Here is a 12582-nt window from a genome sequence, read left to right as displayed (position 1 = left end):
ATGCAAGATCCTAAACCCATTAGAATCCACTTTTGCGACTTTGGCGATATGCAAGGCATAGCCAAGGCTATCACCGCCCTACTCCAACGACACTACACAATAACGCTTGATAGCCACTCTCCGCAATTCCTCTTCTACTCGGTTTTTGGATCTGAGCATATCAAGTATGATTGTGTGCGCATTTTTTACACCGGTGAAAACATCGCGCCTAATTTCACCATCTGCGACTATGCCATAGGCTTTGATCATTTGCACTTCTTAGATCGCTATTTGCGCTATCCGCTTTATCTCTTCTATGAGCAAGATGTAAAAAGAGCTAGCCAAAAACATAAAGATATTGATGAAAAGCTTTTAGCAAGTAAAAGTCGCTTTTGCAACTTTGTAGTAAGCAATGGCAATGCTGATCCTTATAGAGAGCAAGTCTTCTACGCGCTTAATGCGTATAAAAGAGTGGATTCTGGTGGGAGGTATCTCAACAACATTGGCGGAAGTGTTGCAGATAAATTTGCCTTCCAAAGCGAGTGTAGATTCTCTCTCTGCTTTGAGAATTCTTCTACTCCGGGCTATTTGACAGAAAAGCTTATCCAAGCAGCAGCAGCGCAAACTATCCCCATTTATTGGGGTGATACTTTGGCTACTAAGCCATTATTTGATGGGGGGGGGGGCATAAATGCAAAGGCGTTTATCAATGCCCATAGCTTCTCTAGCCTAGAATCCTTGATCGAGCATATTGCGGAGATAGAAGCAGATAAGACAAAGCAGCTTGCAATACTGCGAGAGCCTTTGTTTTTAGATTCTAATCATATTGAGCTTTTTGAAAAGCAGCTTGAGCAATTTTTGCTAGCTATTTTTAGCCAGCCTTATGAGAGAAGCTTTAGGAGGGGGATGGCGTGCCTAGCACTCTTTGAGCAGAAGCGTTACAAGCGGTATATGGCAGTGCTAGGTATGGGCAAAAGGCTGAAATCTCTAATGCGCTTTAAAAGAGTAGAGACATTTGTCAAAGACAAAATCACGCGTGTAAAGCGAGCTTTAACCAAACCCTAGCTATGATACGCGCATTTACACCCCAAGGACACGCATTGCGCCCCTTTATCTCTATCATTATCCCCGTCTATAATGTAGAATCCACCATCGCGCGCTGCTTGGATTCTTGCATTAACCAAAGCTTACACAATATAGAAATGATCATTGTAGATGATTGCGGCAGTGATAGCTCCATACAAATCGCACAACGCTACGCCAAGCAAGATTCTAGAATCCATATCGTGCATAATGCAACAAATCTAGGACTCTTTAGCACGCGCATAGCAGGCGAGAGAGTAGCAAGGGGGGAATACATCTTACCCCTAGATAGCGATGACTACATTGAGCCACACACTTGCAAGAGACTCTATCGCTTAGTGCATAATCTAGCAGATTCTACTCCGCTAGAGCAGCTCACACTCCTAGCCAATGAAAAGGCTTCTAAAAATGCCATTGGGGGGGGGGCAGCACATAATCAACCAAACAGGCAGCACTATGCCGCCTAAAGTCTCTATCATTATCCCCACCTACAATGTAGAATCTTATATCGCGCGCTGCCTTGAGTCTTGCATTAACCAAACTTTACACGATATTGAGATTCTAGTTATAGATGATTGTGGGAGTGATGGCTCTATACAAATCGCGCAAGATTATGCCAAGCTAGATTCTAGGATCAAAATTATCCATAATGCAAACAATCTAGGCACATTTGCTACGCGCATTGTGGGTATTAGGCAGGCTTTGGGGGAGTATATAGCCTTTTTGGACGCTGATGACTATCTCACGCATAATGCCTGTGAGATCTCCTATAATGCCACGCAAAAGAGCGCGCAAGCCCCATCAAGCCTAAGCCCCACAAAGCCAATCCAAGCAAATCTAAGCCAAGCCAAGCCAAGCACCCAAGAGCAGATCCCCGATAGCAAGCCAGATATTGTGTTTTTCGGTATGCGCTTTGAGCCGCCAACATTCAAGCGCGTAAGCCCCCCTGTGCTTTGCAAGCCACTTTTTGGAGATGAAGTGCTTTTTGAAGTCTTCGCCCATTGTGCCACACCTCCGTGGCACATATGTGCGAAGCTTTATAAAGCTTCGCACATACGAGGCGCGATCGAGAAGCTCGTGGCACATATGGGCGAAAATGTCCGCCTAACAATGGCAGAAGATGTGCTTAAAAGCTTCTGGCTAACCGCACTAGCTACAAAAAGTATCGGCATACCTGATAAGCTCTATGTCTATTGCGACTCTAGCTCCTCAATCACGCGCAAAATCGATGCCAACACGCGCGATAAAAAGATCGCTGATATAGGGCAGGTGATCACCGAGCTTGGCAAGCTCTCTCAAGTTGATTGCCTGCGCGCTAATGCAAGCTTTAGTATCGCACAAAGGCGTGCGATTGCTATCCTTACAAGCGTGCAAGTGCTAGAGCACCGCTATGATGGGCTGATAAATGGCGGTTGGGGGGGGGGCAGCATATATTATGGCTTGTCTCAAATCTCTACGCTATCATCGCAAGTGGCAGACCTTTGTGCGCTTGCTTGGTTGTATCTTTTCGCTAGGGTATGTCAAGCTCTAGATTCTAGCCTAGAATCCACTTTTTCAAAAGTGGATTCGGTCTCGGGTATCCATAGCGATGATTTAGCAAAATTTAGGGCAACCGCAGACCGCAAGTCTAGCTCTACCCTAAATTTTGCTAAAAGCCCCACTAGCAATACCACAATTCCTAGAATCCTAGAAGAAGAAAGTCAAGCTGGGTGTGAAAACTCCACCCAAAACCTAGAATCCACTTTTTCATACAACGCCTTTTTTCTGTCATCGCGAGACTTGCGGCAGCAAGTCGTGGCGATCCACACAAACAACGCACAAAAAGCACAAAGCATAGCTTCTTTAGAAAAAGTGGATTCTACTTTTGAGACTATGGATTGCCACGCGGATTTTCAATCCGCTCGCAATGACGGAAAAAACGCCGCTAGTAAAAACGAGGATTCTAGGAATGAAGCAAAAAATGTAAGTAAGTCAGCGCAGGATTCTAGGATTTGCGATGAGAAACCTTTGCTTTTCAAGCGCGTGCAAGGGCGCATACTTGGCGTATGTAACTGCAGCACGCGCGAAGCAATCCACGATTTATCGCGCAAAGCCGAATCCACCAAAAAAGCTGAATCGCTTTTAAAGGCAGGTTATGCTGTCTAAACTCCTCCACCTAGCCTCCGACACCTTCAAAGGCGGCGCAGAGAGCGTATTTCGCAACACCATAGAAGCCACCCTAGAATCCAAGCAGTTTGACATCTATGTCGCAAGCTGCGATGAGCTGCCCCCTTGCGGCATAGACAATGCACATTTTTTGCGCCTTGATGATTGGCAGCTCTACCCCAAGTGGCGCGGGGCATATAAATACATCTTCAACCTCACTAATTACAAACGGCTTAAAGCCTTTCTTTTTACTATCAAGCCAGATATTATCCACACGCAAAACTACCTCTCCCGCCTAAGCCCTAGCGTGCTTTTCGCCTTGCGTGCCTATAAGGCAAAGCACCCAAAAGTCAAGCTCATCTACACACAGCACGGCTTTGGACCTTGCGCAAATGGCGGGCTATACAACTATGCCAAGGGGCAAATTTGCGAGCAATGTATCGGGCATAGCAAAGGCTTGCGCATAGCATATCAAAACTGCGATAGAAGAGGGAGAATCCACTCGATTTTAAAAGCCCTGCGCTCGCCATTTTACCAAGGGGCATTGCTGCAAGAAAAAGAGCTTTTTGACACGATTATTTGCGTGGGGGAGTTTCAGCGATCAAAGCATATCCAAGATGGCTGGGATAGCTCTAAGCTAATCACCCTTACAAACCCGATAGAAACGCACTTTTACAACCCCCACATATCGCTGCAAGATAAGCAGGACTTGCTCGTGTTTTTTGGCAGGCTCTCCCCGGAGAAAAATGTCCCCTTGCTGCTCCACGCCTTTGCCAATCTGCTTAAACTCCCGCGCTTCTCCCACTATAAGCTGCTTATCATAGGCGATGGCGATGATAAGCCAAAATGCTTAGAGCTAGCAAACCGCCTATTGCAACACCTAGAGCTAGAATCCACTTTTGCAAAAGTGGATTCGGTCTCGGGTATCCATAGCGATGATTTAGCAAAATTTAGGGCAACCGCAGACCGCAAGTCTAGCTCTACCCTAAATTTTGCTAAAAGCCCCACTAGCAATACCACAATTCCTAGAATCCTAGAAGAAGAAAAACAAGCCCAGAGCAAAAACACTTCAGCTCCGTCATCGCGAGACTTGCAGCAGCAAGTCGTGGCGATCCATAATCTACAAAACGCAAAAGTGGATTCTATGGATTGCCACGCGGATTTTCAATCCGCTCGCAATGACAGCAAGTTAGATTCCACCACAAGCGCAACAATTCTAAACAAGTCCGCAAAGGATTCTAGGAGTTTTAACAAAAACGCTAAAAATGTGTTTTGTAGCCAAGTAGATAGGCGGCAGGATTTTTGTGATAAAAATGGGGCTTTGCAAGGTGAGTCAAAGGTGCGCACTTGGGCGTGCGTAACTGCAGACTCACCGCAGCAAAACAAGGGATACCGCTCGGCGTTAGCCGATGTTTCTTTAGAATCACCATTTTTAGCCCAAAAGCCAACGCCAAAACCACGCAAAGCCCAATCCTCCAGCCAAAGCCCCAGCGATTCTAAGATTTTGGAGCTAGAATCGGGGCTTTTCAAGGCTCGCAAGGAAGATAAGACTAGAGGTCTATCGACGCAGCGAGCCGATGAAATCCACGATTCTAGCCCAAAAGCTGAATCGCTTTTAAGCCCAAGAAGTCCGCTTCCTTGCACCTTTTTGCCCCCACGCACCCCCAAAGAGCTAGCCGCCATTCTAGCTAAAGCAAAGCTATCAATCCTGCCAAGCCTGTGGTATGAGACCTTTGGGCTAACCATTGTAGAATCTATCTTAGCCGGAACTATCCCCATAGCAAGCGATCTAGGAGCTATGCAAGAGACCATTGCTAGCTTTTATGGCAAGAGCTTTAGCTTTGACCCGCGCCAAGCCCTGCAGGATAGCAATGTCCAAAGCCTAGAAGTGTGCATCATAAATACCCTAGACTCTTATGAGAGCGAGTTTGCCACCTTGCTACAAAAGCGCGAAGAAATTATGCAAAACCTGCACTCCAACCACTATCTAAAAAAGCTTATAAATCTCTATCTCTATGGGGGGGGGGCATAATAACTATTGAGCTATCTTTGCTGAAGCTTTACGCACTTGCCCACTATCTCAACTCTCCTATCCAGTTTGCCCCTGCCCTGCCCCCACAGGAGCTAAAGCAAATCCTAGCCCTTGCCAAGCTCTCTATCTCGCCTAGCCTACTCAATGAGACCTTTGGGCTAACCATTGTAGAGTCTATGCTCTCTGGCACACCAGCCCTAGTGGCAAACCGCCAAGAGCTTAGCACCACAGCGCAGAGATTTGGGGGCTTTATATTTGATGACTTGGAAGCGGAGTTGAAAGGGATTTTAGATAAGTATGAAGCGCATTTCACGCACTTTTTGCAAGAGCGTGAAAGGGCTAGCTCCTATATCCTCTCTCGCCCTTATTACAAAGAGCTTTATGCAATCTATACGCGCTAGCACTGCGCCCCACCCCAAAGGCGCGCTAGATTCTAAAGACTTTAAGCAACTTCTAGGTAGAATCCACACTTTCACAACCCCCAAACACTACAACCAAGGAAGCAAGTGGCAAGTAACTGCGCGATTTCTATCATTATCCCCACCTACAATGTAGAATCTTATATCGTGCGCTGCCTTGAGTCTTGCATTAACCAAACTTTACGCGATATTGAGATTCTCGTTATAGATGATTGCGGGAGTGATAGCTCTATACAAATAGCACAACACTACGCGCAGAGAGATTGCAGAATCCGCATAATCCATAATGCAAACAATCTAGGCACTTTTGCTACACGCATTGTGGGCATTAGGCAGGCTAGGGGGGAGTATGTGCTATTTGTCGATGCTGATGACTACTTGCATTTACAAGCGTGTGAGACACTACACCAGCACGCCACACTACATAATGCCGATATTTTGCACTTTAAAGCTCACTATCCAGCGAACCCGCACACCCCGCTACTAGCCAAGCTTACGCATTACGCTCGCTACGCCCTGCCTACGCGCTTTAGTAAAAAATCATTACAAAACCATCAAATCGCACAGAATTTTTTCTTAGATTCTAGGCAGTTTCCTAAATTTACCCTATGGGATAAGTGCTATGACAGCGAGCTTTTGCGCCAAGCTTGCGGGCATTTCACAGACTCTAGCTTCACGCCCATCGTGGCAGATGACCTGCTCTTTTTCCTAGTGATCGCTAGCCTTGCTACAAGCTATATAAGCATTGATAAACGCCTATATTTCTACTGCTTAAACGCTCAATCAAGTATGCACAATCCAAGCAAAAGAGCGCGCAGGATAGAGAGCTTTAGCTATGTCGCTAATGCCTTGCATACTTTAGAGCTAGATTCCAGCCTTTTGCCCCAAATTACTAGGACTATGAGCCAAGATCTTGCCGCGCTCATTATCCTAGAATCGCGCCTTTTAGATTCTAGGGCTTCTACCCCCAGCAGTGCGCAAAGCGCGAAAATAGCGCGTAGGGGGGGGGGCAGTGCTAGAATCTATACTAGCTCCGCTCACGCCCCTTGTAGAAGCTGGGCTTATCCCAGCACCCAAGATTCCAGCATATATGCGCTTGATCAAATCGCCTTATCTGCTCTCTTGTGTGCTATCTCTGCAGTATTGGGGACGCTGCCTTACTTATATTCGCATTTTTGTTTATACCTTAAGCCTAGGCAGAATCAGGCTTTAGTTTTTACAAAAGTAAATTCAGCTTTAGGTAATCATTCCGCAGATTTTGGGGATTTTCTAAAGAAACATCGCCTAGCGGCGAGCGGTATCCCTTGTTTTAGGGCAACCGCAGACCTCAACCAAACCGAGCTAGATTCTAGTGTGGATTGCCACGACTTGCCAAGCAAGTCTCGCAATGACGATAAAGCCCAGAATCTAAACAAGTCCGCAAAGGATTCTAGGAGTTTTACCCAAAACGCTAAAAATCTAACAACGCTGCAGGCGGAAGCAAAGCTAGATTCTAGTAAAAGCCCCAGCGATTCTAAGATTTTGGAGCTAGAATCGGGGTTTTTCGAGCCGCGCGCGGAGATAAGACTTGGCGGTCTATCGCACAAGCGCGGCGATGAAATCCACGATTCTAGCCCAAAAGCTGAATCGCTTTTAAAGGTAGCCTATGCTGCCTAAAGTCCTCCAACTCGGCAAATTCTACCCCCCAGACATCGGCGGGATTGAACGCGTGATGCAAGATATTTGCGATGGGATAAACGCTAGAGGGCTAGTCTGCGATGTGCTATGCTCTAGCTCTTCTTACAACTTTAGCTATGAGATCCTAGACTCTAGGGCTAGAATCTACCGCACCAAATCCTTTGGCAAGCTTGCTTCCACTTCTATCACACCGCAGATGATTTTCACCCTGCAAAAGCTTATACAAGCCTATGACATTATCCACTTGCACCTGCCAGACCCTATGGCAAATCTAGCACTTTTCCTAAGCGATATACGCGAGAAAATCATCATTTTGCATTGGCACAGCGATATTATCAAGCAAAAGCATTTGCTAAAGCTCTACTCCCCCTTGCAAAGCTGGCTGCTACAAAGGGCGCATAGCATTATCGCTACAAGCCCCAAATACGCCCTAGAATCCGCCTTTTTACAACCATACCGCGATAAATGTGTGAGTATCCCCATAGGCATAGATGATATAGCCCCTAGCTCCCTAGAATCTACTCTGCCACAACGCCCAGCACAAAGCAAAAAGGGTGAGAAAAGAATTATTTTTGCCCTTGGGAGACTCGCGCAGAACAAAGGCTTTACCTATCTAGTCCAAAGTGCGCAATACTTGCCAGATGAGTATGAAATCCACATAGGAGGCGATGGCGCACTACACTCCAAGCTAGAAGCCCTTATCAACGAGCATAAACTCTCCCATAAAGTCAAATTGCTAGGGCGCGTAACGCGCGATAAGCTAGCAAGGCACTATCAGCAATGCCACATTTTCGTGCTGCCTTCTATCCAAGAGTCTTATGGGGTTGTTTTGCTAGAGGCGATGAGCTTTGGCAAGCCAATTATTAGCACCAAACTTAGCCCATCAGGAAGTGATTATGTCAATGCCCACAATGTCAGCGGCTTAGTAGTCCCGCCTCAAAATCCAGCTGCCATAGCCCAAGCCATTAGCGAGATAGAGCGCGACTATGAGCGATTTTCGCGCGATGCTAGGGCTAGATTTTTGCAGCTTTTTACTAGTGAAAAAATGCTCGATTCTATCTATGAGCTTTATTGCAATCTCTATGCAAGTAGGGAAAATCTCTTAGGGGGGGGGGCAGCACTAGGCTATAGGATCTATGCTTTTGTAGATTTTAGCCTAGAATTCTCGTTTGCTAAAAAGGATTCAGCTTCGGGTAATCATTCGCCTGATTGTTTGTATTTTAGGGCAGTCATTACCGACAAGGTAACTCCTACCCTAAAATACAAACAAAACAAGCAAAGCAATACCGCAAATCTTAGAATCTTGGAAGAGAAACAAACCGAGCTAGAATCTAGTGTGCAAGTGGATTGCCACGCGGACAAGTCCGCTCTCAATGACAACAACATAGATTCCACCACAAGCGCAACAATTCTAAACAAGTCCGCAAAGGATTTTAGGATTTTAGATGAAAAATGTGGGTTGCAAGGAAAATCACAAGGGAGTTACCTAGATGGTAATGACCGCAGGGATTTTTCGCCGCTCCCGCATTTTTCGCTAAAAGCTGAATCCACCAAAAAAGCTGAATCGCTTTTAAAGGCAGGTTATGCTGCCTAAAATCTCCCTCATCACCACCACCTTCAACTCCGCCGCAACCATCGCTAGCACGCTAGATTCTGCACTAGCGCAGAGCTATACCGACTTTGAGCATATCATCATCGATAATCAAAGCAGCGACTCCACGCTATCAATCATAGAATCCTACCGCCCACAATATCGCGCAAAAGGTGTGAGCCTACAAGTCTTTAGCCAAAGGGATTTGGGGATTTATGATGGTATGAATAAGGGCTTAGAAAAGGCACGCGGAGAGATTGTGGGCTTCTTAAATGCTGATGACTTTTTCGCTTCAAATCTTGTGCTAGAGTTTATCGCTTGGGGGTTTGATAAGCCTGATTCCATTGATATTGTCTATGCAAATATTGTGTATATAAGCCACACATTACAACCACTACGACCATTTAATGGCAAGGCGTTAAAAAGCCACGATTTCACGCTAGGATTCCACCCGCCACACCCAAGCTTCTATGCGAGAAAGGCTCTTTATACGCGCTATGGTGGGTTTAATCTCTCCTACACAATCGCAGCGGATTATGAGATTATGCTGCGATTTTTGCAAAAGTATCAAGCAAAGTCCCTATACATTGATGAATGCTTTGTCAAAATGCGTGTGGGCGGGACTTCCAATGCAAGCCTTAGCAATATTATGCGCGCCAATCTTGAGTGCGCTCGTGCGTGGCGGGACAATGGCTTAAGCACTTTCCCTATCTTTGTCGTGCTAAAGCCATTGCGCAAGATGTTTCATAGGCTTGTAATGTTGATTGGGGGGGGGGCAGCACTAGAATCTAGGCGGCTTTATCTCACATATCATATTGCTTTTGCCCCATCTTATCACTTCACTTCTTTTGCCTTAGACAATTCTTTTGCCCCACAAGCAAAGCTAGGCGGATACAATGCCGCCTAAAATCCCACGCAAATGCCTTAAACCCCCTAAATTTCAGCTCCCTAGATTCCAGCTTTTAGGGGCAAGTGATTGTGAAAATCCTAGTGCTATAAGTAAAGAGCAGATTCTAGCGTGGCAAGAACAAGGGATTATAGAATATTTAGGCAGCACAAAAGATGTCCGCCCCTTTTTAGAATCTGCAACTTGCGTAGTGCTACCAAGCTCATATAAAGAGGGTGTGCCTAGAGTTTTGCTAGAGGCAATGAGTATGGGCAAGGCAATCATCACCACAAATATCGCAGGCTGCAGAGAATGTGTCGCCCCACCCCTTATGCCTTATGAAAATCTCCTTATCGGGCAAAATGGTATCCTTATCCCGCCAAAAGACGCACAAGCCTTAAGCCTTGCAATATCTCTGCTACTCTCAAATGAACTTCCACATACCCACAATGCTCTTATGCAAATGGGCACAAAGGCTAGGGAGCTTGTGAAAGGGCGGTTTGATGTAGCGCGGATTGTTGAGTGCTATAAAAAAGCAGTAGGGGAGAAACAAACCGAGCTAGATTCTAGTGTGCAAGTGGATTGCCACGCAGACACTAGCGCGCTTGCTCGCAATGACAAAAAACCCCAGAATCTAAAGTCGGCGCAGGATTCTAGGCTTTCACACAATAACACAGACTCTAAAAACGAAACTAGGCGGCAGGATTTTGAGGTTAGAATCGTGGCTTTGCAAGGCGAGTCAAGGGCGCATACTAGAGTGTATGTAACCGCCGACTCGCCGCAGCAATCCGCGATTCTAGCCCAAAAGCCAACGCCCAAACCAAGCAAAGCTGAATCGCACGCAAACCTAGTTTTTGTAAGCAACACTTGCTTTGCTATGCACAACTTCCGCCTCCAAGTCCTAAAGTCCTTGCAAAAAAGTGGCTTTACTATCCATATCATAGCCCCCTTTGACTCTAGCACACAGGCTTTGCAGCAAGAAGGTTTTATCACGCATAATCTCTACTTAGATTCCCGCTCCCTTAATCCCCTTAAAGACTTCCGCACAATCACTATGCTCCACAAACTCCTAAAGCTCATACGCCCAGCCCTCGTGTTTAACTACACGATAAAACCAGCCATTTACTCCTCAAGCGTGTGTAATTTCCTAAAAATCCCAAATATCGCGCTCATCACGGGGCTTGGCTATGTATTTATCAATGACAAAGGCAAAACAAGTAGTCTTAAAAAGCGTGTGCTACGCTCTATTGTATGCAAGATGTATCGCTTTGCGCTTAGCAAAACACAAGAAGTGTGGTTTTTAAACAATGATGATAAGCAAGAGTTTTTATCATATAAGTTAATTAAACAAAATCAAGCCTTTTTGCTTGATAGTGAGGGAGTGGATACGGAGTATTTCTCCCCTAAAAGCAGCGATGTCAAAGCAGAAAAACAAGGGGAGCAAGAGCAAGTGGAGCAAAAGGAAATAGTCTTTTTACTTGTGGCTAGAATGCTATGGGATAAGGGGGTTGGTGAGTTTGTAGAAGCGGCAAAAATGGTGCAAGATTCTATCAAAGAAGCTAATAGAGTAGAATCTAATGGGGGGGGGGGGCATAACAAAACTTTCACTTAAAATTAGCTTCCAGCTTTTGGGCGCAAGTGATTGTGAAAATCCTAGTGCCATAAGTAAAGAGCAGATTCTAGCTTGGCAAGAACAGGGGATTATAGAATATTTAGGCAGCACAAAAGATGTCCGCCCATTTTTAGAATCTAGCTCTTGTGTGGTGCTACCAAGCTATAGGGAGGGGGTAAGTGTAAGCTTGCTAGAAGCACTCAGTATGGGCAAACCCATCATCACAAGCAATGCAAGTGGCTGCAAACATTTAATAAAAACATTTGACAATGGCTATCCCAATGGCTTTCTATGCCAAGTGCGTGATGCAAAATCCCTAGCAAATGCTATGCAGAAGTTTATCGCTCTAGATTCCACCGCAAGAGAGCTTATGGGGCAAAACGCAAGGGAGCTTGCGCGCAAGAGCTATGATATACAGCGCATTATCGCCCACTACCATAGAGCGACCCAAGAGCACCTCCCCAAAAGCTAGAATCTAAAGCAGCTAGCCTCCCTAGAATCTAGCCCAAGTGTTAGCTAAATCTAGCCCGCTAGCTAAATCCCTAACACCTGCGACCACACCTTGCCATCAAGCTTTAGCTCCATTGTTACTTGGCAGATCCCCTGCTCACACGCACTCTCGCGCACCTTAGCACCACGGATAAGGGCGTTTAGCTTTGTTTTAATGCTGGAGTTTTTTAGCACCATATTTTGCACCGTGTCGTTTGCATTAAGCTTGATACCATACATCTGCTCACCTAAGTGGCGATACGCATCGATGATCGCCGCTCTTTTGGCAAGAGCCACCGCCTGCGCTGGCGAGCAGGACTCGCTAGGTGCCACACCAATGCCCACAGCCTCTATCTCAAGTATATCTTGCTCCGCGACAGAAGTGATAAAGGGACTCTCATAGGGCGCACTAGCTGCGGTATTGATACTTGCTTGCGTATCCAAATATGCTGCTTGCGCATCTACCTGCGCACCTAATGCACACACTCCTAGACATAGGCTCGCCGCTATGGATAGGGCGGTGCTTTTTATCTGTGGTTTCATACAATCTCCTTAGAGCTAAAGTCGTGCTAGCTATATCGGTCAATGGCGCGATATTTTTAAGCTGTGGTGTTTGGATACTTTGGGCTAAACTTCGAGCTAAACTTGTATTGATTTTAAAGTGATTTT

Annotated in this window: 11 protein-coding genes and 1 pseudogene; 11 read left to right on the top strand and 1 reads right to left on the bottom strand. The window is 45.9% G+C overall.

The window, feature by feature from the left end:
• The 11 genes and pseudogenes from F4V45_RS07145 (at window position 1) to F4V45_RS07100 (ending at window position 11896) form a co-directional block, all read left to right on the top strand.
• Window positions 1–1044 (top strand): glycosyltransferase family 10 domain-containing protein, encoded by a 1044-nt coding sequence (locus F4V45_RS07145; RefSeq protein WP_150337668.1) that lies wholly within the window; start codon window positions 1–3, stop codon window positions 1042–1044.
• Between the two features lie 35 nt (window positions 1045–1079).
• Complete coding sequence (locus F4V45_RS07140; RefSeq protein WP_246145266.1) at window positions 1080–1529, top strand: glycosyltransferase family 2 protein; 450 nt, start codon at window positions 1080–1082, stop codon at window positions 1527–1529.
• A pseudogene (locus tag F4V45_RS09800) lies at window positions 1519–1824 on the top strand (glycosyltransferase family 2 protein); the annotation flags it as partial. The gene F4V45_RS07140 and the pseudogene F4V45_RS09800, both read left to right, overlap by 11 nt.
• A 1372-nt stretch (window positions 1825–3196) precedes the next feature.
• The gene (locus F4V45_RS07130; protein ID WP_150337665.1) at window positions 3197–5239 is read left to right on the top strand and encodes a glycosyltransferase family 4 protein; all 2043 of its coding nucleotides are present in this window, start codon (window positions 3197–3199) and stop codon (window positions 5237–5239) included.
• Window positions 5240–5256: 17 nt separating this feature from the next.
• Window positions 5257–5640 carry a glycosyltransferase gene (locus F4V45_RS07125; protein WP_246145260.1) on the top strand — a complete coding sequence of 128 codons (384 nt, stop codon included), beginning with the start codon at window positions 5257–5259 and terminating at the stop codon, window positions 5638–5640.
• Window positions 5621–5794: a hypothetical protein gene (locus tag F4V45_RS09490; protein ID WP_170235203.1), complete on the top strand. Its 174-nt coding sequence runs from the start codon at window positions 5621–5623 to the stop codon at window positions 5792–5794. The genes F4V45_RS07125 and F4V45_RS09490 overlap by 20 nt, the downstream gene beginning before the upstream one ends.
• A complete protein-coding gene (locus tag F4V45_RS09960; protein ID WP_281292482.1) occupies window positions 5746–7314 on the top strand; it encodes a glycosyltransferase family 2 protein in 1569 nt (522 codons plus the stop codon). The genes F4V45_RS09490 and F4V45_RS09960 overlap by 49 nt, the downstream gene beginning before the upstream one ends.
• On the top strand, window positions 7304–8929 hold the full coding sequence (locus tag F4V45_RS07115; RefSeq protein WP_150337663.1) for a glycosyltransferase: 1626 nt from the start codon (window positions 7304–7306) through the stop codon (window positions 8927–8929). The genes F4V45_RS09960 and F4V45_RS07115 overlap by 11 nt, the downstream gene beginning before the upstream one ends.
• Complete coding sequence (locus F4V45_RS07110) at window positions 8919–9833, top strand: glycosyltransferase family 2 protein (RefSeq protein ID WP_150337662.1); 915 nt, start codon at window positions 8919–8921, stop codon at window positions 9831–9833. Before F4V45_RS07115 ends, F4V45_RS07110 begins: the two co-directional genes overlap by 11 nt.
• Entirely contained in the window at window positions 9823–11424 is a 1602-nt protein-coding gene (locus F4V45_RS09955) for a glycosyltransferase (RefSeq protein ID WP_150337661.1), read from the top strand. Before F4V45_RS07110 ends, F4V45_RS09955 begins: the two co-directional genes overlap by 11 nt.
• Window positions 11390–11896, top strand: coding sequence for a glycosyltransferase (locus F4V45_RS07100; protein ID WP_150337660.1), 507 nt, complete (start codon window positions 11390–11392; stop codon window positions 11894–11896). The genes F4V45_RS09955 and F4V45_RS07100 overlap by 35 nt, the downstream gene beginning before the upstream one ends.
• 62 nt (window positions 11897–11958) lie before the next feature.
• On the opposite strand, the gene F4V45_RS07095 is transcribed toward F4V45_RS07100, so the two are convergent.
• Window positions 11959–12456: an LPP20 family lipoprotein gene (locus tag F4V45_RS07095; protein WP_150337659.1), complete on the bottom strand. Its 498-nt coding sequence runs from the start codon at window positions 12454–12456 to the stop codon at window positions 11959–11961.
• Window positions 12457–12582: the final 126 nt, after the last annotated feature.

The organism is Helicobacter canis (assembly GCF_008693005.1).
Classification (GTDB): domain Bacteria; phylum Campylobacterota; class Campylobacteria; order Campylobacterales; family Helicobacteraceae; genus Helicobacter_B; species Helicobacter_B canis.
The sequence above is the reverse complement of the archived record's forward strand: the minus strand, read 5'-3'. Positions and strand labels throughout refer to the sequence as shown.

What these genes read in the sequence shown, in the direction of transcription:
- F4V45_RS07145 (WP_150337668.1), top strand. Translation starts at nt 1, where the DNA reads ATGCAAGATCCTAAACCCATTAGAATCCACTTTTGCGACTTTGGCGAT.
- F4V45_RS07130 (WP_150337665.1), top strand. Translation starts at nt 3,197, where the DNA reads ATGCTGTCTAAACTCCTCCACCTAGCCTCCGACACCTTCAAAGGCGGC.
- F4V45_RS09490 (WP_170235203.1), top strand. Translation starts at nt 5,621, where the DNA reads ATGCAATCTATACGCGCTAGCACTGCGCCCCACCCCAAAGGCGCGCTA.
- F4V45_RS07115 (WP_150337663.1), top strand. Translation starts at nt 7,304, where the DNA reads ATGCTGCCTAAAGTCCTCCAACTCGGCAAATTCTACCCCCCAGACATC.
- F4V45_RS07110 (WP_150337662.1), top strand. Translation starts at nt 8,919, where the DNA reads ATGCTGCCTAAAATCTCCCTCATCACCACCACCTTCAACTCCGCCGCA.
- F4V45_RS09955 (WP_150337661.1), top strand. Translation starts at nt 9,823, where the DNA reads ATGCCGCCTAAAATCCCACGCAAATGCCTTAAACCCCCTAAATTTCAG.
- F4V45_RS07100 (WP_150337660.1), top strand. Translation starts at nt 11,390, where the DNA reads ATGGGGGGGGGGGGCATAACAAAACTTTCACTTAAAATTAGCTTCCAG.
- F4V45_RS07095 (WP_150337659.1), bottom strand. Translation starts at nt 12,456, where the DNA reads ATGAAACCACAGATAAAAAGCACCGCCCTATCCATAGCGGCGAGCCTA.